The organism is Ruegeria atlantica (assembly GCF_013032455.1).
GTDB classification, from domain to species: Bacteria; Pseudomonadota; Alphaproteobacteria; order Rhodobacterales; family Rhodobacteraceae; genus Ruegeria; species Ruegeria atlantica_B.
Genome location: NZ_WQCF01000009.1, coordinates 92,560 through 116,291 on the forward strand (window position 1 = coordinate 92,560; position 23,732 = coordinate 116,291).

Consider the following 23,732-nt stretch of genomic DNA (forward strand, 5'->3'; position numbering starts at 1 on the left):
GCTTACACTTCCTTTGTCTTGGCATTCAGAAACCCAGCGATTGATGCACCTATTCGACTCCGCCAGACATCTACACCGACGGCGACCAGAATGATCAGACCGATGGTCAAGCTTTGCATCGAGGTAGTAACCGCATTTAGGTTAAGGCCGTTCTGCACCACGATGATAATCAGCGCTCCGATCAAAGTTGAGATCACGCGCCCCCTGCCCCCGGCCAAGCTGGCGCCACCAACCACGGCCGCCGCAATCGCCTGCAATTCAATCAAGGTGCCATAATTCGGTGAGCCTGAGTTCAAACGTGATGAAAGAAGCACTGCACCAACTGCCGCACAGAGCGCCGCAAACACAAATGCGATCAACCGCACACGGGCAACATTGATCCCTGAGAGTCGAGCCGCAGATTCATTCCCACCAACCGCATAGATCTCTCTTCCCAACCGGGTGTGCTCCATGATGATTGTGAAAAGCGCATAGGCGCCGACTACGTAATAGAATGGCAGCGGCAAGCCTAGGAAAGTGCCATAGAACACTTCACGCAATTCCGGTGACAGTGAAAAGGCAGGAGTGCCACCATTTAGGGTTAGGGCAAGACCCTTGAACGCTGATAGTCCGGCAAGGGTTACAATGAAGGCTGGAATACCGACATAGGCTACGAGAATGCCGTTGATGACGCCCAGCCCACAGCCGATCAGCAAGGTAAGAGGAATTGCGACCCAAAGCGAGAGCCCATAGGTCTTGATGAAAACCGCAAGGCACATAGTAAGCAGCGCAATCATCGAGCCAGGTGACAGATCAATACCACCCGTGATGATTACAATGGTCGACCCAATTGCCACAATTGACAGGATGGACACTTGCAACGCGATATTACGAAAGTTTTGCGGCTCTAAAAATGCGGGAGTGGTCGCTGCTACGATCACCACAATCAGTAGAAGTGCGATTAGCGGCCCAACGAACTCCTGACGTGCCAGACGTCCAAGAAAACTTGTCTCACTCATGTCATTCCTCCTTAGGCCGCATCATGGGTCAGTTCCTGTGCGGATGACTGAACCAGATGGGTGTGTGTCACGCGCGCTGCAGGCATGGTCTCAACGAGGGAGCCTTCGCGGATGATGCCGATACGATCGGACATCGCGATCAGCTCGTTATGATCCGAGCTGATAAGGATCACGGCGTAACCACGCGCTGTCAGCGCATTGATCAGATTGTAGACGGCGATCTTGGCACCGATATCGATGCCCTGAGTTGGCTCATCCAGGATTAGCACCCGGCTGTCGGCAAAGAGCCACCGAGCGATGACGATCTTTTGCTGATTGCCACCCGACAGCAGACTGACGAATTTCCTGGCCGCCGCAGGCGAGATCTCGAGCTGATCGATGTAGTCTTGTGCGACGTCTGCCTCAGTTCGTTTTTTAAGCAGAAACTGACCGCGGATTTTGTCCAGCGCCGCTGCGGTCATGTTGGGGCCGCCATTGAAGTTGAAGAAAAGCCCGTCGAACTTGCGGTTCTCCGGTACCAACGCCAACCCTGCGCGAATTGCATCCTGCGGGTTGCGGATCCGCAGTGTCTTCCCGTCGATACTAACCTTGCCGCTTGTCAACGGATCAACCCCAAAGATTGCGCGGGCAATTTCAGTCCGTCCGGATCCGATGACACCGCCCAATCCGTAGACTTCTCCGGCATGCACATCAAAACTGACGTCTCTCACGCCGTTATCCGTCGACAGGTTCCGCGCGGAAAATAGAACGGTGTTGGTCGCATTTTTCTGTTTGGGATAGTGTTCGTCGATATCCTCTCCCACCATCTTGGAAACGATCTCATCGACGTCCAGATTGGTACCATTGGCGGTTGAGACGACCTTGCCATCCTTCAAAATCGTGGCTGAGTCGACCAATGAAACCACCTCATCCAACCTGTGGGAGATGTAAAGGATCGACACGCCGCGATCCTTCATGCGCCGTAGAAGCTGATGGAGAGCGACAATCTCTTGCTCGCCGAGCGCGGTGGATGGTTCATCCAGAATGAGCAGCGTTGCATCGATAGAGATCGCTTTGGCGATTTCGACCAATTGCTGCTCGGCCACTGACAATGTTCCAACAATGCGATCCGGAGCAATTGCGATATCGAGCGAACCCAAGACCTCAGCCGCTTCACGTTTCATGCGTGGCCAGTCGACCAACGGCCCCCGCCGTGGATAACGACCAAGAAATATATTTTCTGCCACTGTCAACGTAGGGGCGAGAGAGAACTCTTGAAATACGGTCGCAACGCCTTCCCCCCTTGCTTGGATTGGACTGGTGAGTTGGACCACATCGCCGCGCCTGCGGATCGTACCAGCGTCTGGCTGATGCACGCCGGACAGAATCTTGATCAGCGTCGACTTACCACAGCCGTTTTCGCCTAGTAGCGCATGAATCTCACCTGCATGCAGGCGGATCGAGATTCCGTCATTCGCGCGAACACCCGGAAAAGTTTTGGTGATCCCTTCGAGTTCCCAAAGTGGGGATTGATCTTGCATTGGAAGCCTCCTTCAAAAAACGGGGGCGGTTTCCCGCCCCCGACCCAGTTGGGGAGGTATCAATAATCCTTGGACGGCAGGGGGAAGAGGTCTTCAGGTGCTTGCAGAACCTGAACTGCATTGCCTTCATGCACGATCCGTGTCGGCGTATTCACATATCCGCCCTCGCTCTTCCCTTCGATAAGGTCGAGCACAAAGCAGGCTGCCTTGCGGCCCATGATGACGGGCGAAGTATCAGACGTGGCCGTCATACCTCCCGCCGCAATGTCCTCAAGCGCGCCTGTATCGCCGTCGTAACCCAGAATGGAGATATCATCCCGACCAAGAGCTTGGGTGGCCAAGACAGCGCCCAAAGCCATGTAGTCGTTCGAGGCGTAGATCACTTCGACCCCAGGATTTGCCTGGATCAGGTCCATCGCCGCAGTGTTGCCCTTTTCGACGCTCCAGCCACCATTGATGCGCGCGACGAGCTCCCAGTTAGTGCCTTCGATTCCGTCGGTAAAACCACCGGCCCGTTCAGTCGCCAGATATCCCGGCTCGCCGTCGAGCACACCGACCTTACGCGCTGCGCCATCGGCCTGCTCCATGGCCCAATCGGCCAAGGCGTGATTTACAGCCCGCTGGTTTACACCAACAACGCCATGTACCGGTGTCGGAAAGTCCGGGATGTCAGAGTTTATGATCACGACGGCCTTGCCAGCGTTTACCGCCTCTTCAACCAGCGGCGCCAACGCACTTTCGTCAAAGCTGATCAGGATAATGGCATCGACATCGTCGCGGGCCGTCACATCCTGCAGCATGCCCATTTGACCTGCCAGATCACCTCCGGAATAGGGCGACAACAAGAAGCTATCAACTCCGTCGCGTGTTTCGGTGACGTCAGTGATGCCTTCGCCGAGCGCGATGTGGTAGTTAAATTCGGTTCCCATCGGCAGATAGGCGATCGTAATTCCGTCTTGGTCATTCTGGATCGTACCGGTTGCGGCTTGCGCACCATCGTTCAGGGCCGTGGGGGCCGCATAGTCACACATGTCTTCGGCCCAAGCACCACCTGCGATGCCCACAAAAGCAACACTCGTCAGCAAGGTCTGTCTCAGGTTCATGTCGTTCTCCTCCAGTTGAACTTTGATCTCGCCTTCTGGCGATTCCCTTCACCAGATTTCGTAAAATTCTGTTCCATTAGCCATAGTTTGTAAAGAATTTCTTTCGTTTTGGAGGCAAATAGAATCAAATTCTCTTTGCGAGTTGAACACAAGCAGTTGATATTTCTGCGAAACACTTTTCAAACTCTGCCTCGCCAAAATCATATGGGTCCGCAATATCGTGGCGTTGACCTGGGCGGATCAAGTCACCAAGTCTCAAAACACGTGCCGTTGCATCCACAGGTGCGATCTCGGCAAGCGCGGTACAATTGTCCGCGTCCATCGCCAGGATCAGGTCGAAGTCACGAAAGTCCGCAGAAGTGATTTGCCGGGCGCGCTGCCTCGTTAGGTCCAACCCATGAGTTTTCGCGATATTGATCGAGCGTTTGTCTGGCGCACACCCCACATTCCAATTCTTGATTGCCGCGCTGTCCACAACCCAGTCCGAACGATGCTTCAACAAATCTGCCAAAATGCCCTCTGCCAACGGCGACCTGCAAATGTTGCCGCGGCAAATCGCCAGGATCTTTCGAGGTGTCCCGGCTGACTTGGACCTCACAACATAACGTTTCCCCAATTCCACAAGACGCACACGCGAACAGTCAGCGTTTTTGCTCAGCCATTTTTGTCCAACGTCTCGGTCGAGTGTGTTGAAGTCGAACAGATCTAAATGGTGCCCCAGCATGGCCCCTGCCCCAACCTCCTCGGTCAACGCAACAGCCTCTTCCAAAGTGAGGTTTCCGGGCACACCATTGCTTGCGCGGACTTTATCGCGGCCGTTCACAGGTAAGAGGACAAGATCAACCAAGAGAGGAGCAACCGATTCAACCAGCCCTGGAAAAGGAATGGTATCTCCGGAATGCCAGATCGTCGCGTCTGGACCTCTCAGGGCGTAGCCCAGAAACTGCGCGTTCCCCTGGCCGTCGCGGCTCAACGTTTCATGAGCCGCTGGCGTAGCAAACAGCGTCACGCCGCCCAAGTCCAGCCACTCACCGTCATTGACGGCAACCAAACGATCTTGCCAAACTCCACGTTCCTTGGCGCGCGCTACGTCCGATCTGGGCACCACGACCTTCGCCTCCGGGTTTGCCGCAAGGAGCGGAGGAATAGTGCCCGGGTCCATATGATCGGTGTGCCCGTGGGTGCAAAGTAACCAATCAATGCCTTCCAAATCGCCGGGCCCAACAGGAGCTTGGGTCATTCGGATATGTGGGAACTTTTGACCCTTGTATTTTTCCGCCAGCGAATCCGACAGATAAGCGTCGATCACGATCCGCAACCCACCCATTTCGATCAGGAAACCCGCCTGCCCCAACCACCAGACAGCTGCCCCCGAGCTTGGGCAGCCCAGCGTTTCGGGAGAGGGCCAAGGATCGCTAGTGATACTCATTGCTCCAAAACTTTCAGCAAATTGTACACGGCGGTTTCTGTGGCGCGCGTAACGCTTTCCTCAGTGAACCCACCCGCATGAGGAGTCATGATCACTCGGTCGTGCGACAAAAGGTTGGACGGCTCTGGAGGTTCTTCCCGGAACACATCCGTCGCAAGACATGAGACTTTCTCGCTCTCCAATCCTGCCAGAACCGCCTCGTCGTCAAGGAGTTCAGCTCGTGCGGTATTGATGATCAGGACGCCGGACTTCAAACGTGCAATGACACTTGCATCGATCAAAGGATTTTCCGAAGGCGGGCAATGCAAAGTTATGGCGTCTGACATTTCAAATACCTCGTCCAAAGATGCCTGCCGATAGCCTTCCGGTGAAAAACCTTTCGGAGGATAGGGATCATGTCCCAGAACCTTCATTCCCAATCCGATGGCAATGCGCGCCACGGTCTGGCCGATGGCACCGCAGCCAATGATACCCAGCACGCGGCCTTCGGCTTCGACCCCTTTGCGGCGTTTCCACCTGCCCTGATGCAGCATGGCGTCGGACCAGGGCACATGACGGAACCCCGCCAACATGAGCGCAATGGCAAGCTCCGCCACGCCGCGCGCATTGGTGCCTGCGGCGCGTTCAATGGCAATGCCGTGGCGTTCGGCGGCGGCCAGGTCGATATTGTTCACGCCAACTCCGTTGCGGCTGATCACGCGCAACCCCTCCGCCTGATCGAGCACAAGCGCCGGGATCGGCTCCACTCCGGCAAGCCAGCCGACGCAACCTGGCACCGAAGACAACAGCGCATCCTCGGAAGGTGTCTGCCCCGGTGCGGGAAAGACAAGCTCATACCCCTTATCAGTCAGCATGGACAAAGCGGGATGGCCCCCGCCCGAAAGCGAGCGCGGTGTGATTGCAATTTTAGATGTCATCTGAGTACCTTGGAGGCTACCCTTGCCAGCGCGGATTATCGATCAACGTGGGTTTGCCATCGCGTTCCACCAGCAGTTTACGGAAGCCTTTGGTTTCGATCGTCCCATAGTCGTGACCGGCGTGCCCCGGGAAGGCGAAGAACATCACAAAGTCCTCGCTGTCAGAAATGTTGATTGATCGATGCGCCCAGCGACCCGGCACGTAAACCGCATCGCCTTTCTTCATCTCACGCCATTCGACCTTGCCTTCGGGTGTCTCCATCATCATTCCACCATTACCGGAGAGGCAGTAGTATACTTCGGCGGTGTCCAGCACGGTATGGAAGTGACCCTTGGTCATGTAGTATTCCTCACCGATTTTGCCCGGACGGATACGGGTGGTGCCATAGGCGACATTGCCGCTGGTCTCCGGTACGCCCATGTCAAAATACTCATAGACCATGGCATCATCTTCCGTGACCGCTGCGTTAAAGGCGTCCTCGTCAGCAAAGTAGCCCTTGAGGGTCGACAAAGGGCGTGCAATCGGCTCTGCGGTTTTGGACGCGCCAGTCTCGACGTCGAAATCAAACAATGTGGGTGTCATGTCGTTCATGAAATAATCCTTTCAGGAAGTCGCTTCTTTTGCGATCCGGCTCAGCTCGTCAAAAGCCGGTCCGGACATGGGGATATCGATGTCGAAAACCTCGGCTATCACGCGCGTCCAGCCGTGGATGAAATAGACCCAGCCATCGACCACGGTGAGGTTTTTCGCCTCTGCCTGCGCGTTTGCCTGATCGAGAAAGACCAGATCGCCACGGTAGTTAAACTCCCAGACCAGAGCGTCCTCGGGGTAGCTCACCGCATCTGAGACAGGTGACCCGGGGCCGTCTTTGCCAAGCCCAGTGGCGTTGATCACCATTGAGCCTTTCGGCAGTTCCGAGACAACTACATCGGCTTCTGATGGGGTCGGAGCCAGCCGGTATTCGATTGGAAGGCTGAACCCGATATTACCATGAACGGTGCGCATTTCGTCGAGGCTGGCGTCGCGCCGGGCGGTGACGATGATCTTACCTGGCACATCGCCGCCTTCTGCAGCTTTGTTATGTAGATAAAGCGTCAGCGCCAATGACGAACCGCCAGACCCAAGGATCAGCATTTCACCACCGGTTTGTACCCAATGACCGTCTGCAACAATCGCTTCATACGCCGCTCCGGCACTGATGGGATCCTTTGCATGGCCCGCCAGCCGGTCACCCCGTTTCGAGATCGATGAAATCTCGTGTAATGTCTGTGCATAAGGATCGAGATCATCAAATAGATCGCGCGAGGCTTTCAGAAGATTGACCTTATGGGTCGTCACAAGCGCCCCAAACGACAAGGGATCCGACTTGATAAAAGAAACAGCACCGCGATAAGCGTCGCGGTCCGAGTTCGGTGCAAAGTCGATGCCCTTAAGTTCGGCGTTCAACCTCAAATGCTCTGCCCAAGCAGGAAACACCTTCATGATGGACGATTTGGTCGTGGTCACGCCTATGAAGTACATCGTTCGGCGCGTTGCAACGGCGTAGTTGGTCATTGTTTTTCCTATTCGTGTTCGGCCCAGTCGCGCGATCGCTCAACGGCACGGGTCCAACCCGCGTACAGCTTGTCGGCTTGCGTCCGGTCCATCTGTGGATCGAATTGCTTGTCCAGTGTGAATGTCGCGCGTAGATCGTCTGTGGTTTCCCAAAATCCGACTGCAAGACCCGCGAGGAAGGCAGCGCCGCGTGCCGTGGTGTCGACGATCTTGGGTCGGAGCACTGAGACATCCAGCATGTCAGCCTGAAATTGCATGACGAAATTATTCATGGCCGCGCCCCCGTCGACCTTGAGGTCGGCAAGCGTGATCCCGGTGTCCTTCTCCATACAGGTGATGACATCCCGGATCTGGTAGGCCATGCTTTCCAGCGAGGCTCGCACGATGTGATCGCGGTTGGCCCCCCGAGTGATGCCAACAATCGTGCCCCGCGCATATTGATCCCAATGCGGCGCCGAAAGGCCTGTGAATGCCGGAACGACATAGACTCCGTTTGTGTCTTCAACATTGTTTGCCGAGACTTCACTCTCGGCGGCGTTGTGGAGGATTTTCATTTCGTCGCGAAGCCATTGAATGACCGAGCCGACGGTAAAGAGCAGACCTTCGACCGCGTATTGAGTTTTGCCATTCACGCGACAGGCAACCGTCGTCAGCAGGCCGTTCTCGGAGTATTTCACCTCTTCGCCAACGTTCATCATAAGTGAACCACCGGTGCCGTAGGTCGCCTTGACCATGCCCGGCTCAAAACAAGCCTGACCAAAAAGCGCGCCTTGTTGATCCCCGATGGCAGAGGCAACCGGGATCTCCGCACCGTCAAAGACATTCGGATGTGTGGTTCCATACACTTCAGAGCTGTCTTTTATATCCGGCAATATCGCGCGCGGCACCCGCAATTCGCGCATCAGCTCCTCGTCCCATTCACAGGTCCGGATATCCATCAGCTGAGTCCGCGACGCGTTCGAGACATCCGTGACATGCACTCCACCAGTGAGCTTCCAGATCAACCAACTGTCGATGGTGCCTGCAGCCAATTCGCCCCGTTCGGCCCGCTCCCGCGCGCCTTCCACGTTGTCGAGGATCCAGGCAATTTTGGTTCCTGAAAAATAGGCGTCCACAACAAGTCCGGTCTTTTCACGGATCGCTTCCTCAAGCCCCCGCGCCTTGAGCCCGTCACACACGTCTGCCGTGCGGCGATCCTGCCAAACCAGGGCATTGTAAATGGGACGGCTGGTTTTGCGGTCCCAGATCACCACGGTTTCGCGTTGGTTGGTTATTCCAATGGAGGCAATCTCTGCTGGATTGGCATTAGCCGACTTCATGGCTTCCTGAATGACCGCCAGCTGCGTTGTCCAAATCTCGCGAGGATCATGTTCAACCCAACCCGGTTGAGGGTAAATCTGACGAAATTCCTGCTGACCGATGGCCGCGATTTCCCCGGCTTTGTCAAATAGAATGGCGCGGGCGCTTGACGTCCCTTCGTCCAGTGCCAGCACATATTTCTTGTCAGTCATATCGCCCTCCCTCGCTCTTGCCTTCAAGTGTTCGGCTTGAACAGAATCTTGTGATACGGCCCAAAGCTACGATCTTTCAGTTTGCGAAAGATCTCTGGCGCTTCATCCAGAGAAGCTCGATGCGTGATCAGCGGCTCAACATCCAGACGTCCAGCTTCAAGCAAACCCATGATGTCGAACCACTCTTTGCCCGGAAACGGCACAGAGTAAGAATTCCACGAGCCAATCACTTCAACCTCTTCGCGCACAACTTTGTCGAACGCCGCTTTGGAGAAAGTTACATCCCCATAGGCCGTCCCATAGAGCACGACTTTGCCCTGTTTCGCGCAGGACAGGATAGACAAGTCTCGCCCTACGTCATTCCCGGCCGCTTCCAGCGCCAGTGCAACTCCCCGGCCCTTTGTCGCCTGCTTGATTGCCGCAAGCGCATCAGTCTGAGCAGGATTGATGCAGACGTCCGCTCCGACGCGTCGCGCCAGTTCGAGCTTTTCCTCATCAACATCCACCGCAATCAGGGGCTGCGCGCCGGACAGCTTGGCGAACTGAAGGGCAAAATACCCGAGCGCACCGCATCCCACGACAACCACGGCATCGCCCAGGCTTAGGTTCACCTTATGGATACCATGAAGGATAATGGCCGCCGGTTCGATGGTCGCAGCGACCTCAAGGCTGACATTGTCCGGAACCTGTAGGACATTTTGTGCAGGGGCCTTAAGATATTGCGCAAAAGCGCCATCGGTACGAGAGCCCAGGAAGTTGTAATCCTCGCACAAGGAGTAGTTCCCACGCGCGCAGTCATCACAGGTCCCGCAGGGCATCAACGGTGCAACGGCAACTTTGTCCCCGGGCTTCAGATGCGAGACCTCGGCACCGATCTCTTCCACGACCCCTGCGAATTCGTGCCCTGGTATCGTTGGGAAACTATATGTCCCCGTGACCATAACGCGACCGATATCTGAACCGCAGATGCCACAGGCAGCCACCTTGACGAGTACCTCGTTGTCTCTCAAGTCCTTGGGAACCGGAACGTCTTCAACCCGAAGGTCAGCGGGGGCGTGGAGAACTGCAGCTTTCATCATGCGCTTGCCTCTTGAGGAAGAATGAGTGTTTTCATGCCCTTGCCGGTCAGTGCGTGATCGAAACCAGCGACCGCGTCATCCATGCCGAAACGATGGGACACGATGGATGTCACGCCGATCTGGCCGCTTTCGACCAGCTTCATCGACCGCGCGTAGTCCTCGACGCTGGACCCGGTGCTGCCCAGAAGGGTCAGCCCCCAATAGTGCACCTTGTTGGTATCCAGTTCGACTGTGCTGCCTTTGGTCAGCCCAGAGAAGAAGTTCATCCGCCCGTATCGGGCCAGCAATCCCAGGGCGAGGTCCTGAAGCTCTGGCGCGGGCGCGCAGGTCAGCGCCACATCAACACCGTGCCCGCCGGTTACACGCATCACCTCATCATGTACATCAACATCGGAAGAGTTCACGGTATCCGTGGCCCCCTGCCCCGCGATTTCCTGCAACCGGCTGTCGCGACGCCCCACGACAATGACTTGCCGGGCACCGTAGGATTTTGCCAGTTGCAAAAAGAGCGCGGCGATCGGCCCGGTGCCCAGGATCAGCACGCGATCTTCAGGTGTGACGTGCAGATCTTTCCAGGCATTGAAACAACATGACAGCGGCTCGACCAAGGCGGCAGCTTCATAGTCAAGACTGCGAGGAATTTCGAAGAGGTTGCCACCGTAAAGCGCGGCCGGCGTCACAATCATGTATTGCTGAAAACCGCCGTCGATGTTGATACCAAAGGCATCGTATTTCGGGCACATATTGTTCAGCCCTTTGCGGCACATGTCGCAACGCCCGCAGCCGATATTGGGAACAACCGAGACACGCTGACCAACCTTCCAATGGGCAACATGATCGCCAACCGCCACGATGTCCCCCGCAAGCTCGTGACCCAGAACGCGTGTTTCATCAGGGCCGACCCGGAAATGGCCACCGCGCACAATCTTCAGATCGGTGCCGCAAATCGATGCGGCATGCACCTTGACCAACACTTCCTCAGTGCTGATTGCAGGCATCTCGCGCTCATCGAGCGTGACCGTGCCGACCCCTTTGAAAACAGCCGCCTTCACTTGTTCAGACCTCCATCCCGTAGCGGTGCACCTTGTGCGTGGGATAGAGCGAGATTGTCGGGATCGTGACGTCGGGTGTACGTGTCGCAACGTAGAGTGCCAACCAGCCTACGTTTTCCACGTCGATGCACGAGGCATGGATGCCTTCCTTCAGCTCTTTCTCGTCCAGCCAACCGTCTGTGTAGGCCTTCAAGTCACCGTCATAGAGACCCTTGTCGATGATCTCGGTCATCGGAGTTTTCACATGGCTCGGGTTCAGTACCGTGACACCGATATTCTTCTTCTCACCATCCAACAGGATGTTCTTCGAGAAACCTATCATACCGTGCTTGGAAGCTCGGTAAGGGCTGTGGCCGGGTCCCGATGCAACTCGGGTTGAAGACGATCCCATGTTAATGATGCGTCCGCCGCCCTGCGGTTCCATGTAGATGAAAGCCTCGCGGCAGCAGAGGAACACGGCCGTCAGGTTTGGCCCGATGGTCTTGTTCCATTCCTCCAGCGTCACTTCGTTCAGCGGAGGCGCCAGGCTGTCGCGCCCGGCCGAATTGACCAGGACATCGATCTTGCCCCACTTTTCATGCACCTGTTTGAAAAACGCGCGGACCGTCTCTTCTTCTGTGACATCAGCGTAGATTGGCAGAACATCCCCGCCTTCGGCTGCGATTTCCTTAGCGACGCGATCAAGACGTTCCTTATCAAAATCCACCATCGCAATTTTGCATCCGGCGTCAGCATAGACGCGGGCCACTTCTTCTCCGATCCCCGAAGCCGCGCCGGTGATGATGCTGACCTTGCCCTCAAGCGTCATTGGAGCGCGTCTGCCATTTCCATTTATCGACATGATGTTTCCTTTTCTTGAAGAACTTGAACTCTGTTCACGCAGCACGAGCAGCGCTTAAGGCTGCGGCCGTCAAATTTCTGATTTCGTCAAATTTCCCGGCGGCGATCAGCTTGGGGTCGACCATCCAGGATCCACCGCAAGCAACCACTTGCGATATCCCGAGGTAGTCCGACACATTCCCCGCGTTGACGCCCCCGGTGGGAACGAACCGCATGTCGCCATAGGGCCCCGTCAACGCTTTGAGGAATGGAACTCCGCCCGTTGGTCCGGCGGGGAAGAATTTGACAACTTTCAACCCGTGCGACATTGCCTGCTCGACACCGGTTGGATTGTTGATCCCCGGAACAATCGGAATTCCCTTGGATTGCGCGTGGCGGACAACGTCAGGGTTGAACCCTGGGGTCACGATGAAAGTTGCGCCCGCCTCGGCGGCGGCATCCAACTGATCTACGTTCGTGACCGTGCCTGCCCCCAAAAGGATCTCCGGGACGGCTTGTGCGATGGCGTGTATGGAATCCTTAGCCGCTGCTGTTCGAAAAGTGACTTCTGCGACGTCCAACCCACCCGCAAGCAGAGCCTTCGCCAGCGGCACGGCATCTTCAGCTCTCTCCAGGACTACCACAGGCAAAAGCCGTGCAGCGTTGATACGCTGGATGATGTCTTGCTCTGTCACCGTTCTTGTCTCCATCGAATGAAACGTGATTCTTTTCACAGTCAGCTTATCGCGCAAAATTTTTTTCTGCAATAAAATTGTAGAAATTATTTTCCTACCTTGTGCCGACCTCGAAATTTACTTCCCCCGCCGTGCTCGGCGTAGAGAACGCCAACCATCGGACACAACAACAGAAATCAGAACTGAGCCAACGACAACCTTTTGCCATTCCGCAGCAACCTCAAATAGGTTGAATGCGTTATTGACCAGCGTGATGAACAGCACACCCAAAACAGACCCAAGCACCGAGCCGCGCCCTCCGGCGATGCTGGCTCCGCCTACGAGACAGGCAATGATGATCTGCAACTCCACGCCAGAGCCAATATGACGACTGGCCAAACCGGTTCGCGCGGCGATGAACATACCGGCTATCGCGGCCAAAACACCGCACAAAACGAAACCTGCCAACTGAAGTCGACGCACCGGTATACCCAACGACCGCGCCGCATCCGGATTGTCACCAGCAAGATAGAGGAGGCGCCCAATCGGATGGCGGCGCAATATGACATCTGCGCCAAGCGCCAAGACAATCGCCAGAAGGAGAATAATGTGAAGCGGTCCGATATGCAGCGATCCAAACGCATAATAGCCCGGATCAACTTCGGGACCTGACACATACATCCAAGGCTGTGGACGACCGCCTCCGATCATCAGGTCAACCAAACCACGCAGTACATACAGCGCCCCAAGGGTCACAATCAAAGGGTTCAACCCGACATAAGACACCAACACGCCGTTGAATACTCCGACAATTGCTCCAACACCGACACCGCCGATCATGGCCACTTGCCAAGGCAGACCCGCAGAAAGAAGCCATGTCGCCACGAGACCGGCCAAAGCCATTGTGGCCCCGATCGACAGGTCGAATGTGCCGGTCACAAAAAGCACTGTCATGCCAATTGCCAGAAGGACCATTGGTCCAATGCTGGTTTGCAGGGAGGCGAGGTTGTTCGCGTTCAGGAAAAAGGGACTACCAAACACCAAAACCAGAAGAAGCACTGCAACCACAATACCGGCTGTAACCTCGGGCTGTGCAAGCAAGCGGCTTAGAGTTATTGATTGTGCGGGAACAGTCTTGGGTGTCGCCACTGCTTCAGCAGACATCACGCGCCCTCCTTCTTGTTTATGATCATGTCGACCAACACTGCGCAAATCAGCAGCACACCAATGGCGACCTGTTGGGCAAGCGGGTTAACGTTGTACATGACGAGGCCATTCAGGATCAGCGCAAGAAAGAGCAAGCCAAGCACCGAGCCTCCGACACCACCACGCCCTCCATATAGGCTTGCACCCCCCAAGATGGCCGCCGTGACATAAGTGAATTCCAGGCCAACCCCCATATCGGTACTCGCATGGGTTAAACGAGATGCGGTCAGGACCCCTCCGACCCCGGCGAAGAAGGCCGACGCAACAAATGCCCAAAGCTTGAATGCGTCAGTTCGGATGCCATAGATACGCGCCGTCTCTGAATTTTCTCCAACCAGATACATCTTGCGGAACAGCGATGAGCGCAGTTGCAGGAACACAAGGACGGCAAGCGCAAAACCCGCGACAATGATTGTTGCATTTATTCCGAACCAACGGGTCTTTGCCAAAAGCCTGAAGTCTCGCGGATAAACGCCCCCAACCAAATCAGTGGCCAGGACACCGACGACCCCTTGAACAAGGATCAAAGTGCCGATTGTTAACATCAACGAATTGACTTTGAACCGGGTTACCAGAAAACCATTGGCAAAGCCGACAGCGGTTGCAACGCATAGCGCCAGAACGATCGCGGGATAAAGGTCCAGCCCACCCACCTTGAGAAGCCACCCTGTCAGTGTTCCGGCCAGCGCGTAGACGGCACCTACTGACAGATCGATCTCCCCGAGCACCATCACATAGGTGAATCCAAAAATCGCAATCGCATCGATCGAAAGCGCGAAAGCAAGGGAGTAGAGATTGTTGTAGGCAGAAAACTGAGCCTTTGTGACCGCGAGGAAGACAAACAGCAAAAGCACCGCTGCAACGAGGATACCGCCGGAGGCGGCAAATCCGCGGAGATTGAAAGGTACGCTCATCGATTGATCGGTCGCAGCCATGTCTCTTCCTTTCAGTGAACGGCGCTGCCAGCGGCCAGTGTCATCGCGCTATCTTCGGTGATTTCATCGCCAATCAATTCGCCAACTATGCGATTGCTCCGCATGACGATCACGCGGTCGCAGAGGCTCACGAGTTCTGGAAGTTCGGAGGAAAACACCATCACGCTGGTGCCGTTTTCGGCCAACTCAATCAACTTGCGGTGCATCTCGGCCTTGGCACCAACGTCTACGCCTCTGGTTGGTTCATTGACGATCACCACATCTGGATCTGGCGTCAGACAAGCGGCCATCATCACTTTCTGCTGATTGCCGCCACTAAGCGATGCGGGCGTGCTGGCCAACCCGCCCGCCTTGATCTCAAATCGGTCCGAATACGCCCGGGACGTATCTTGCACCTTCGTACGCCGGATCAACCCCATACGGCTGAGCCGAGACAGGACAGGCGCGGTAATGTTGTCCGTCAATGCCCGGTATTTAAACAACCCGGATTCAGAGCGGTCTGGCGATAAGTAGGTGACCCCTGCGTCGATCATCTTGAGCGGCGTAGGGTTGGGAACGACGTTTTCCTTCACGTGCAGGGTTCCCGCGGCCGGAACATCAAGCCCAAAGAGAAGGCGGGAAAGCTCACTCGCCCCCGAACCTTCCAGACCGAAAACCCCCAAGACCTCGCCCTGGTACAAATCTAGAGTCACGTCGTTGAGGCCGCCAACACCTGACACCCCTTTGGCGCCAAAGGCGACGATGTCCCGGTTTGCGCCGCTTGACGCTCGGCGCCTATGCAGCTCGCCCATGTCACGCCCAACCATGCGTTGCACCAAGTCTGCCTCGGTCAGACCCGCATTCTCCAGCGTCTCAATGTACTCTCCGTCTCGCAGCACGGTTATCCGATCACTGATCTCGAGGACTTCCGGGATCCGGTGCGAGACAAACAAAACACTTTTACCTTCCGCCCGCAGTGACTTGATGAGATCTAACAAAGTTTCCGTTTCCTGCGCATTCAGGCTGGACGTTGGCTCATCAAGAATGATCAGGCGGCGGCTCTCAGAAATGGTCCGGAGGATCTCTACAATCTGCTTCTGCCCGGTTGTCAGTGAGGACATCAGCTGATCCGGCGCAATAATTAAATTGAAAAGATTGAGCTTGGCAGTTGCAAATTCATTCAGTGCCTTTCGGTTTACAAAACCGGCCCGGTTGCGTGTAGGCAAGTCGGGGGCGAGGTTCTCGGCGACGGTCAAGCCATTAAAGATCGCCAGTTCCTGGTGAACCATCGCGATACCGAGATCATCAGAAACGGCTGGAGAGAACCGCGTCAGCGTTTGACCGGCCACAACCACCTCGCCCTTCGAAGGGGCGGTCTCACCTCGCACCACACGCATTGTCGTGCTTTTGCCCGCCCCGTTCTCGCCAAGGAGCGCGTGGACTTCACCGGCGCGTATGGAGAAACTCACATCCTTCAGCGCCTGAACCGGCCCGTAGGACTTGGACACATGCCTGAGTTCGACAAGATCTGGCATCTTTTCCTCCGCGAAGCAGGGCTTGGTCCCACGCGCTGGCAACTTCCTGCGCGCAGGACTTGTTCTCCTCAGTCGTACTGGGGGATGTTCTCATGCATGAACGACTCAACGTTTTCTGCATTGATGACCTGGGCACCCATATAGATGACCTCGGGTGCCGAGGTGATGCCGGACGCTGTATTGTCTGCAGAGATCGGTACACCAGCCAAACCAACATTCGCATCGTTGAAAGCTTCGAGGATTTGGATCGCCATGAAGCTTTCCAATGCAGTCTTGTTAATGATCGAGCTATCGATCACACCATCCGCGATACACTCAAGAACCGGAGCTTCCCGATCGTTGACCACCACCGCGAGGTCAGCGATATCAAGGCCAAGTTCCTCTGCTGCCAGACATATTCCGGTGCCCGATGAAGCGTCGAAGCCAACGATGGCGTCGATGTCCTCATAGGTGTTGAAGATCGCCTTACCAGCTTCAATAGCATCTGCCGTATTGGCTTTGTCGTCAACGCGCCCGGCTTCCTGCCAATTGGAATTGGCGGTGACGTAATCGGTAAAGCCCGTGATCTTTGCGTCAGTGTTGGACGCGCCCCAGTTCCCACTTGCAACATAAGCACCTTCGGTTCCAGCGAGACGGATCAACTCTTTGGCTTGTTCCACGCCGGATTGATAGTTGTCCAAACCAATAAAGGTCATTGCGCCGTGGTCGTCGACGGTCGCTTCGATAACAACGACGGGAATGCCTTGGTCCATCGCTCGTTTGATTGCAGGAACCGCACCTGGCTCCCAAAGCGATGTGATGATCCCATCAGGTTCTTTGGCGATCGCTTGCTCGACTGCTTCGGCATGACCTGCAGGATCCCAACCCTGGGGGCCAGTGGTGCGGATCTCTACACCGAACTTATCAGCCGCATAGCGCATGCCAAGATGGTTATCGAGCAGGTAAGGGTGACCCAGAAGCTGGGATGCATAGTAGTAGACGCGATCTTCCGCAGACGCGGAACTTGCCGCGACAATGGCCGTTCCTCCGATCACGGCAGCCTTGAGCAAAGTCGAAAGTTTCATGGACTCCTCCCTTCGAAGAAATTATTTTCACGATTCCTTATTAGCATCGCATGAAATTTTATTGCAAGATAAATCTGTAGAATCTTATGAAATTGCAAGGCTCGCTTTGTGGCATTGATCTGCGGATGAGCCACGGACTGCATTAGCCGATGTCAGTGGCCGACCGCAGCCATGGCGTCAAATATGCGCCGACGGTCGCTACTCGAGCGCAATCGAAGAAACGCCCGACTCGGAATTCCTGGCGTACGGGTGAGACTAAAATACAGGTTCGCGGCAAGTGGATGTATCGCTACCGAGCGGTCGACAAGGCAGGAAACACACTTGATTTTATGCTTTCTGAACGACGAAACGGCCCTGCAGCGAATAGATTCTTTGCCAAAGAGCTGTGGTCAAACGGCACTCCAAGCAATACCGTGATCGATAAGAGCGATGCCAACGCAGCGGGAATTTCCTAGCACCACGACGTCTGGTGTTCGGCTGTATACCGAGATCGTCGGATAAGTGCGCCCGGTAAGACGGTGACTTTTGCCGTTCCAAAAGTTTGCGACAAATCCTCACTCGAATGCGCAACATAAACAAGTGGTTTGGCGACTATCACCCATTGCGATCTGCTAATTTGGACGTGTTTGAAGGAGAAAAGCTTGTGTTGTGTGGCCCTTCGGTATCCGGAAATTCAACACCTCTGCAAACTTTGAACGGTTTGTAGCCCCACGAGGACGGAGAAGTCCGGATCGGGAACATAAGGTTGTCAGAACGCGACGGATCTGCACATGACCTCCAGCGGCACGTCAGGATGGTGTTTCAAGCGTTTAACCATTTCCCACATCTGTCAATTATTGAGAATTGTTGTCTCGAGCCAACGAAAGTACTCGGTTTAAGCCAAAAAGTTGTAAAAGAACGCGCAATGGTGGAACTGGTGCGCCTTGGGATCGCAGAACAGGCTTACAAATATTCCGCTGCACTTTCCGGCGGCCAGCAGCAGCGCACCGTAATTTGTCGCTCGTTGTGTATACGCCCCCGCGTAATGTTATTTAACGAACCCACGTCAGCGCTGGATTCAGTAGCGTCACGTGTTTTGAAGGATGTTATGTTTGAGCTCGTGGAAGAAGGAGTGACGATAATAATTGTCTCTCACGAGATGTGTTTTGCACGACGCTTCGCGGATCGCATAGTAATGATGGAGCATGGAAGGATTCCTCATGAACCAGCCGCCAAGACTCTTTTTAGGTGATTGTGTCCACCTGAGTGATAACGCCTTCATCAACGGATTTGTCCAGGAATAGGCCGCAGATACACAGCGGTTTGTTTGTACTCTGTTTATTTGACGGCAGCATCGTTGAAGTTAGTGTGCCGATAGTACTACCGGTTGGGCGAACTGCTGAAACGTGCGGATTCCGGGCATGAATTGACCCTTCAGACACGCTCTGTGTTAACTCGACCACGCTCAATGCGGGTTCAGAAAAGCTTCGCTATTGCCCTTGCCATAGTTTCTTCCTGATCGTCGCCGCTACCTGTCGAGAAATAAGCGATCACAAGATTCCGTGACGGGGAAATGTAAAGCCCCTGTGCACCCACGCCTTTCTTCCAGAAATCGCCATCCTCAAAGACGGCATCCCACTGATAGCGGTTCGAAATGTTCCGGTCATCCGGGAAGCCCTTGCGGGCGTTCAACTCACCGAGATATCCGCGATGATAAATCGCCGAATCTCCACCGGTTTGAATGTTGCTGATGATGGCGTCTGATATGATCTGCTCTTCGGAAATCTCGCTCCAGCTCGGCGTGAACAGCATGCCAAATCGGGCCATGTCCCTCAGCGTCGAATTCATTACTCCGAAACTTGCCGGCAGTCCGCCATCGCTGACCGCAACGAAGGCATCATGCTCCATTCCGGCCTTCCGCCAAATCCGTTCGCTGAGGAATTCGGGCAATGGTTTGCCGGAGACGTTCTCAACAATGAGGTCAACGACGAAAGTGTTGATTGAGTTGTATTCGAAAACTTCATAGCCCGGGCCACGGCGCTGCATGCCAGCTAGCACCTCTAAGGGCGTCTCCTCGACGCCAAGTGGATTGTCGAGCAAGCCCATGGCAGATGTCCAACGGTACCATCCTTGTTCGGGGTTACTGCGCGAGTCGCCGGCCGGTTCGTCAAGTTCGGTTGAATCGAGACCCGTCGCCATGTCGAGAGCGTGTTCGACCGGTACTGTGTCCCACACGGAACCTTCAAGTTCAGGGATATAGGCACTGACAGGTTGCGATATATCGACTTTTCCCTCTTCTTCCAGCAAAGCGAGCAGAGTGCTTCCGAGTATCTTTCCGGAGGAATACCAGTTGTGCTTGTCGAATGGGCGCATTGTTTTGTAACGCTCAAACAAGATCTCACCATCTTTGACAACGATCAGCCCGTCCATTGGGTACTTGTCGAACTGTTCGTTTACGGTGGCGGTCGAACCGTCTTCACGCGTAAACTCGATATCTCCGATCGAGGGGTCTATTTTCTCCTGCAACTCGCTGATCGGACCGTCGCGAAGGACCTGCGCCGTCGGGAAAAAGCGCGACATGTTTTGCCATGCCCATTGCGTGCGCGGGCTTGCCGCCAACATCTGAACCCGGTTTTCCTCCTCGCCGAAAAAATCATGGTTACCGCGAATTTCCCCAAGCGGTGTGTCAACGGCCAGCTTATTTTCAGCGATTGTAATATGCGGCAGGAAAGCCGAAGCGCCTGCTAGTACTATCGCCCGCAGGGATGGCCGGAAGTTTGAGGTTGGGGTGTGACTGTTTGGTTTGCCAAGACGGGCCTGCATTTAGATATCACCTTACTGTTTAGAAATGCACCGGAATGCGATTGCCAAGTCGCATCGACAAGAATGTTTGGAAATGACCGGGGTTCAAGGGCTCGTTCTGTTCGAAAAACCCTGCCAACAAATTGGTCAGTTGCTCGGTGTCATGTCGACAATTGTGGGTTCGCGATCACCGCTTGTCGGGAAGACCACCATCTCATCGCCCATGGCACCAAATTCGATTTTGCTGAGATCGACCTTGTGCACGGTCCGGTCGTACATGGTGTGATAATAATATGTGAGGTTCTGAGAGTCGCTGGCGGTGGTGACCTGCGTTGCACTGTAGAGCAGATCTTCCGATTGGACGTCGTCCTGTGCTCCCTCAGCGGCATCGGCCGGGATGTTGAAATTGTCGAGTATCCGGAAAGCTTCCCGAACGGTATCGTAGCCGCCCTGGGTTTCACGAGCGGTTTGCGAGAAAGCAACGGCACGCACAAAGCGTGACGGGGGTGTGAAATCACCAGGCAGGCCGATCATGCCGCTGCCTGCGCCAAGCGGAGCAAAAGTGACGCCGCTGGCTTCGACCTGCGGCACGCCGATAGCAGTCAGGTTGACGTAATTGTTGAGGTTGGTCATGTGCCAATCATAGTTCGGCGAATTGGTGATTACGCCAAGCGGGGCATCGAAAACAGTCAACTCGCCATCGATATATTCGATGACGATCCGTCCACCTGAGCGGTCCGCCACCAGCATGTGAAATGGAAATGGGAAACCAAGCGTCTCATCTACCACGCCCACGACACGAATATTCTCGAGCCCATCTTTCGCTTCCTCAACTGTTTCGAAATTCGACAGGACATAACTTGCCAGCAAATCACCGGGGATCGTGTTGTCCGCAAGTTCAGGCACGTACGCCTGATATTCGGTGAAGCCCGGCAGGTAGAACAGCCCGGCAGTCAGCCCTGCCTCATTGATCCCGTCAGCGGGCGCGCCGTGGTCCAACATGCTGATGCCGACCATGCCGTATTTTCCGGTCCATGTCGCTCCCAGTTTTCCGTCCGGCATTTCGCCGGCACTGTACGAATAGCCCCTCGGGATGATGTTGATCTTGGTTTCGAGATCGAAAGGCCCCCATTCGGCGGTCCTCGCGCGAATGATACTTCCGTCCGAACCGGTCAGCATGATGCCGGTGCAAGCCCATGCCACTGAAGTAGTTGCGATCAAGGCAACGACCGTCCGGGCAAGCGATTTTGTCAACGGGATGATGTTCATAAATGATCTCCTGTCGTGGCGTCTTTCAATATTCTGGAGTTGCTCGATGATAATCGTGCGTCAATTGCAAGAACCTACTTCCGATTGGCAGTTTGCATCAAAACTAAGTGGTGTTTCATATCGATTGTATCTGATATTCAGTGCTGATCTGTAGCAATCACGACAAAGTCGGCATGGGCCAAGGTAAAAACTTCATTGATCCTGCCAAAGGCAGGCATGGAAACGTTCTCTCGGCGGACAAAAGCCGTGATCAGGAGGATTCGGCCAGGCAACAATTGGATATTACTTCGGCGAAGAGCGCGGTTCTCAGTTGCGGGTGGCTTGCCGAACAAGACAAGGCGTTCCAGGCCGTCATACTGGAGAAGGCCACGCTTCGGACTTTTGCAGTCGGTCGCCGAGTCTTCGACGTCGGCGACTTTCGCGGCGGCATCTTTGGAGTTGCAGGAGGCGCTTTTGGAATCAAGGTTCCACGACGCAGTGGCGAAGACAGGCTAGCCCACGTATGCCGAAGCGGCGTGTGGTTCGGATATGATGCCTCGCTTAGCCGGCGCCATCGGAACCTGACATTCGTGGCGGTTGAACCCTCAATTGCGTTCCATGTCCCGCTGGTCGCGCTGGACCAAATAGCTGCGTCCGATCCGAGATATCACCGGGCTCTGACCAAGGTCGCGTCCCACGGCATGGACATTGCTATCGCGACCGTCTCCGATCTTCTGATACCCAATGTCCAACAGCGCATTGCCTCGACGCTGCTGCGCATCGGTTCAACACATGACGCCGGGCAAAAAGGCACCGCTGTCATTTCGGGGTTAACACAGGAACAGATCGGTGAATTGGCCAATGCCGCGCGAGACGTGGTCAATCGAACTCTCAAGCAATTTGCATCAAAAGGGTGGATTGATGTCGCTTACAAGAGGATCAGGATACTGGAGCCCGCGGCGCTGGAAGCGTTTTGCTCATGACCCGATATACAAGACGGATGTGTGCAGTAGATAGCTGACGCAGTCCGTTCCAAAAGTTTGCGATACATCCAATCGGCCTAGTGGCTGCAGCGAACTTAGGCAGCCAACTCAGAGAATTTCCAAATTACTTGAGCGCTCCTTCCGAATTACGCGCAAAATTCACTCTTTTTGAGTGTTACCTTTTCTTATTTCGTCAAAAGCCAATTATATCTGATAAGTATCCCTTATCAGGTATGATTGATTTAGGCGCAAAAGCAGCGCAGAATGGGTCGCATGAAGCCCCCTGCCCCTTATCTTCCCGCGCCCTCCCCGGCCCTCTCCGCCGCCGATCAGGAGGCGCTCACCGATCTCTATATCCGCGGCACCCCTGCCAATACGCTGAGGGCCTACGAGCGCGACCTGCTCTACATCACCGCATGGAAAGCAGCCCGGCTCAATGCAGCGCCGGACTGGCCGGAATTCGAGGCCACCGCCCTTGCCTTCATTCTCGATCACGCCCGCGATCTGAATGATGCGCCAAAAACGGATGTAGCGCGTGAAACCGCAGAAACGCTGATTGCCCAGGGGCTGCGCAAGTCCCTCGCCTGCCCTGCCCCCTCCACGCTGGACCGGCGCATCGCCTCCTGGCTGGCCTTCCACCGGATGAAGAACCTCGCCAGCCCGTTTGATGCGCCGCAGGTGAAACAGGCCCGCGCCAAGGCCCGCCGCGCCGCAGCCCGGCCCCCGGCCCCTAAATCCGCCCATCCGATCACCCGCGATATTCTCGAGCAGCTGCTGGCCACCTGCCGCGGCTCGCGCCGGGATTGCCGCGACCGGGCTTTGCTGATGCTGGGTTGGGCCTCAGGCGGTCGACGGCGGTCAGAGATCACCGGGCTGATGCGCGAGGATGTCAGCCTGGAAACGTTCGAAAAAGAAGGTCTGGTCTGGCTCTCGCTGCTGGAGACCAAGACTACCCAGAAGGGCGAGACCCCGCGGCTGGTACTGAAGGGCCGCGCAGCCCAGGCTTTGGTGCATTGGATTGATGTTGGCGAAATCAGCAAAGGCCCGCTGTTCCGGCCAATCTCCAAGGCGGATCGGGTATTGGCCCGCCACCTCTCTCCGGATGCGATCTATCAGATCGTAAAACACCGGCTGAAGCTTGCCGGGCTACCCGAGGGATTTGCCTCGCCGCACGGTTTGCGCTCCGGCTTCCTGACCCAGGCCGCGTTGGACGGTGCGCCGATCCAGGCCGCCATGCGCCTGTCGCTGCACCGCTCCCTCGCGCAGGCGCAGAAATATTACGATGACGTCGACATCGCCGAAAACCCGGCAACGCATCTGTTGGGGTGAAAGAAGGCGTGGTTT

At 55.5% G+C, this 23,732-nt stretch carries 20 protein-coding genes and 2 pseudogenes; 4 read left to right on the forward strand and 18 right to left on the reverse strand.

Annotated features, from left to right (window positions below):
- Nucleotides 1-2: 2 nt before the first annotated feature.
- From GOW93_RS15805 to GOW93_RS15880, 16 genes are all read right to left on the reverse strand, one after another.
- Nucleotides 3-998, reverse strand: coding sequence for an ABC transporter permease (locus GOW93_RS15805; RefSeq protein ID WP_170386379.1), 996 nt, complete (start codon nt 996-998; stop codon nt 3-5).
- 11 nt (nt 999-1,009) lie between these two features.
- Nucleotides 1,010-2,518, reverse strand: coding sequence for a sugar ABC transporter ATP-binding protein (locus GOW93_RS15810; RefSeq protein ID WP_170386382.1), 1,509 nt, complete (start codon nt 2,516-2,518; stop codon nt 1,010-1,012).
- A 59-nt stretch (nt 2,519-2,577) separates the two neighbouring features.
- On the reverse strand, nt 2,578-3,621 hold the full coding sequence (locus GOW93_RS15815) for a sugar ABC transporter substrate-binding protein (protein ID WP_170386385.1): 1,044 nt from the start codon (nt 3,619-3,621) through the stop codon (nt 2,578-2,580).
- Between the two features lie 124 nt (nt 3,622-3,745).
- Nucleotides 3,746-5,050 (reverse strand): MBL fold metallo-hydrolase, encoded by a 1,305-nt coding sequence (locus GOW93_RS15820; protein ID WP_170386387.1) that lies wholly within the window; start codon nt 5,048-5,050, stop codon nt 3,746-3,748.
- Complete coding sequence (locus GOW93_RS15825; RefSeq protein ID WP_170386390.1) at nt 5,047-5,967, reverse strand: phosphoglycerate dehydrogenase; 921 nt, start codon at nt 5,965-5,967, stop codon at nt 5,047-5,049. The genes GOW93_RS15820 and GOW93_RS15825 overlap by 4 nt, the downstream gene beginning before the upstream one ends.
- A gap of 16 nt (nt 5,968-5,983) precedes the next feature.
- Nucleotides 5,984-6,559: a glucose-6-phosphate isomerase gene (locus GOW93_RS15830; RefSeq protein ID WP_170386394.1), complete on the reverse strand. Its 576-nt coding sequence runs from the start codon at nt 6,557-6,559 to the stop codon at nt 5,984-5,986.
- 12 nt (nt 6,560-6,571) lie between these two features.
- A complete protein-coding gene (locus tag GOW93_RS15835; RefSeq protein ID WP_170386397.1) occupies nt 6,572-7,522 on the reverse strand; it encodes a shikimate dehydrogenase family protein in 951 nt (316 codons plus the stop codon).
- A gap of 8 nt (nt 7,523-7,530) precedes the next feature.
- Nucleotides 7,531-9,033, reverse strand: a complete 1,503-nt coding sequence (gene glpK / locus GOW93_RS15840; RefSeq protein ID WP_170386400.1) for a glycerol kinase GlpK — start codon at nt 9,031-9,033, stop codon at nt 7,531-7,533.
- Nucleotides 9,034-9,056: 23 nt separating this feature from the next.
- Nucleotides 9,057-10,112 carry a galactitol-1-phosphate 5-dehydrogenase gene (locus tag GOW93_RS15845; RefSeq protein ID WP_217354803.1) on the reverse strand — a complete coding sequence of 352 codons (1,056 nt, stop codon included), beginning with the start codon at nt 10,110-10,112 and terminating at the stop codon, nt 9,057-9,059.
- Entirely contained in the window at nt 10,109-11,164 is a 1,056-nt protein-coding gene (locus tag GOW93_RS15850; RefSeq protein WP_170386402.1) for a zinc-dependent dehydrogenase, read from the reverse strand. Before GOW93_RS15850 ends, GOW93_RS15845 begins: the two co-directional genes overlap by 4 nt.
- Before the next feature lie 4 nt (nt 11,165-11,168).
- The gene (locus tag GOW93_RS15855) at nt 11,169-12,005 is read right to left on the reverse strand and encodes an SDR family oxidoreductase (protein WP_170386406.1); all 837 of its coding nucleotides are present in this window, start codon (nt 12,003-12,005) and stop codon (nt 11,169-11,171) included.
- Nucleotides 12,006-12,039: 34 nt separating this feature from the next.
- Nucleotides 12,040-12,678 carry a bifunctional 4-hydroxy-2-oxoglutarate aldolase/2-dehydro-3-deoxy-phosphogluconate aldolase gene (locus GOW93_RS15860; protein ID WP_217354804.1) on the reverse strand — a complete coding sequence of 213 codons (639 nt, stop codon included), beginning with the start codon at nt 12,676-12,678 and terminating at the stop codon, nt 12,040-12,042.
- Between the two features lie 117 nt (nt 12,679-12,795).
- Complete coding sequence (locus GOW93_RS15865; RefSeq protein ID WP_170386411.1) at nt 12,796-13,821, reverse strand: ABC transporter permease; 1,026 nt, start codon at nt 13,819-13,821, stop codon at nt 12,796-12,798.
- Nucleotides 13,821-14,798: an ABC transporter permease gene (locus tag GOW93_RS15870; RefSeq protein ID WP_170386414.1), complete on the reverse strand. Its 978-nt coding sequence runs from the start codon at nt 14,796-14,798 to the stop codon at nt 13,821-13,823. Before GOW93_RS15870 ends, GOW93_RS15865 begins: the two co-directional genes overlap by 1 nt.
- Before the next feature lie 11 nt (nt 14,799-14,809).
- Nucleotides 14,810-16,312 (reverse strand): sugar ABC transporter ATP-binding protein, encoded by a 1,503-nt coding sequence (locus GOW93_RS15875; RefSeq protein WP_170386417.1) that lies wholly within the window; start codon nt 16,310-16,312, stop codon nt 14,810-14,812.
- Between the two features lie 68 nt (nt 16,313-16,380).
- Entirely contained in the window at nt 16,381-17,376 is a 996-nt protein-coding gene (locus GOW93_RS15880; protein WP_170386419.1) for a substrate-binding domain-containing protein, read from the reverse strand.
- Nucleotides 17,377-17,555: 179 nt separating this feature from the next.
- Here GOW93_RS15880 and GOW93_RS15885 point away from each other — a divergent pair.
- Nucleotides 17,556-17,825: pseudogene (locus GOW93_RS15885) on the forward strand (DDE-type integrase/transposase/recombinase); the annotation flags it as partial.
- 275 nt (nt 17,826-18,100) lie between these two features.
- Nucleotides 18,101-18,607: pseudogene (locus GOW93_RS15890) on the forward strand (ATP-binding cassette domain-containing protein); the annotation flags it as partial.
- A gap of 224 nt (nt 18,608-18,831) precedes the next feature.
- Here GOW93_RS15890 and GOW93_RS15895 read toward each other — a convergent pair.
- Nucleotides 18,832-19,977 carry a serine hydrolase domain-containing protein gene (locus GOW93_RS15895; protein WP_170386429.1) on the reverse strand — a complete coding sequence of 382 codons (1,146 nt, stop codon included), beginning with the start codon at nt 19,975-19,977 and terminating at the stop codon, nt 18,832-18,834.
- Nucleotides 19,978-20,304: 327 nt separating this feature from the next.
- Nucleotides 20,305-21,426 (reverse strand): linear amide C-N hydrolase, encoded by a 1,122-nt coding sequence (locus GOW93_RS15900; RefSeq protein WP_170386432.1) that lies wholly within the window; start codon nt 21,424-21,426, stop codon nt 20,305-20,307.
- 173 nt (nt 21,427-21,599) lie between these two features.
- Between GOW93_RS15900 and GOW93_RS15905 the strand changes: the two genes are divergently transcribed.
- The gene (locus tag GOW93_RS15905) at nt 21,600-22,388 is read left to right on the forward strand and encodes a Crp/Fnr family transcriptional regulator (RefSeq protein ID WP_170386435.1); all 789 of its coding nucleotides are present in this window, start codon (nt 21,600-21,602) and stop codon (nt 22,386-22,388) included.
- Between the two features lie 273 nt (nt 22,389-22,661).
- Nucleotides 22,662-23,717 carry a tyrosine-type recombinase/integrase gene (locus GOW93_RS15910; protein ID WP_170386437.1) on the forward strand — a complete coding sequence of 352 codons (1,056 nt, stop codon included), beginning with the start codon at nt 22,662-22,664 and terminating at the stop codon, nt 23,715-23,717.
- Nucleotides 23,718-23,732 lie beyond the last annotated feature (15 nt).

Excerpts from the sequence above, each read along its gene's own strand:
- GOW93_RS15870 (WP_170386414.1), bottom strand. The coding sequence starts at position 14,798 with ATGGCTGCGACCGATCAATCGATGAGCGTACCTTTCAATCTCCGCGGA.
- GOW93_RS15875 (WP_170386417.1), bottom strand. The coding sequence starts at position 16,312 with ATGCCAGATCTTGTCGAACTCAGGCATGTGTCCAAGTCCTACGGGCCG.
- GOW93_RS15810 (WP_170386382.1), bottom strand. The coding sequence starts at position 2,518 with ATGCAAGATCAATCCCCACTTTGGGAACTCGAAGGGATCACCAAAACT.
- GOW93_RS15905 (WP_170386435.1), top strand. The coding sequence starts at position 21,600 with ATGGGCCAAGGTAAAAACTTCATTGATCCTGCCAAAGGCAGGCATGGA.
- GOW93_RS15815 (WP_170386385.1), bottom strand. The coding sequence starts at position 3,621 with ATGAACCTGAGACAGACCTTGCTGACGAGTGTTGCTTTTGTGGGCATC.
- GOW93_RS15820 (WP_170386387.1), bottom strand. The coding sequence starts at position 5,050 with ATGAGTATCACTAGCGATCCTTGGCCCTCTCCCGAAACGCTGGGCTGC.
- GOW93_RS15855 (WP_170386406.1), bottom strand. The coding sequence starts at position 12,005 with ATGTCGATAAATGGAAATGGCAGACGCGCTCCAATGACGCTTGAGGGC.
- GOW93_RS15865 (WP_170386411.1), bottom strand. The coding sequence starts at position 13,821 with ATGTCTGCTGAAGCAGTGGCGACACCCAAGACTGTTCCCGCACAATCA.
- glpK (WP_170386400.1), bottom strand. The coding sequence starts at position 9,033 with ATGACTGACAAGAAATATGTGCTGGCACTGGACGAAGGGACGTCAAGC.
- GOW93_RS15845 (WP_217354803.1), bottom strand. The coding sequence starts at position 10,112 with ATGATGAAAGCTGCAGTTCTCCACGCCCCCGCTGACCTTCGGGTTGAA.
- GOW93_RS15805 (WP_170386379.1), bottom strand. The coding sequence starts at position 998 with ATGAGTGAGACAAGTTTTCTTGGACGTCTGGCACGTCAGGAGTTCGTT.
- GOW93_RS15825 (WP_170386390.1), bottom strand. The coding sequence starts at position 5,967 with ATGACATCTAAAATTGCAATCACACCGCGCTCGCTTTCGGGCGGGGGC.
- GOW93_RS15900 (WP_170386432.1), bottom strand. The coding sequence starts at position 21,426 with ATGAACATCATCCCGTTGACAAAATCGCTTGCCCGGACGGTCGTTGCC.
- GOW93_RS15830 (WP_170386394.1), bottom strand. The coding sequence starts at position 6,559 with ATGAACGACATGACACCCACATTGTTTGATTTCGACGTCGAGACTGGC.
- GOW93_RS15880 (WP_170386419.1), bottom strand. The coding sequence starts at position 17,376 with ATGAAACTTTCGACTTTGCTCAAGGCTGCCGTGATCGGAGGAACGGCC.
- GOW93_RS15910 (WP_170386437.1), top strand. The coding sequence starts at position 22,662 with ATGAAGCCCCCTGCCCCTTATCTTCCCGCGCCCTCCCCGGCCCTCTCC.
- GOW93_RS15835 (WP_170386397.1), bottom strand. The coding sequence starts at position 7,522 with ATGACCAACTACGCCGTTGCAACGCGCCGAACGATGTACTTCATAGGC.
- GOW93_RS15895 (WP_170386429.1), bottom strand. The coding sequence starts at position 19,977 with ATGTTGGCGGCAAGCCCGCGCACGCAATGGGCATGGCAAAACATGTCG.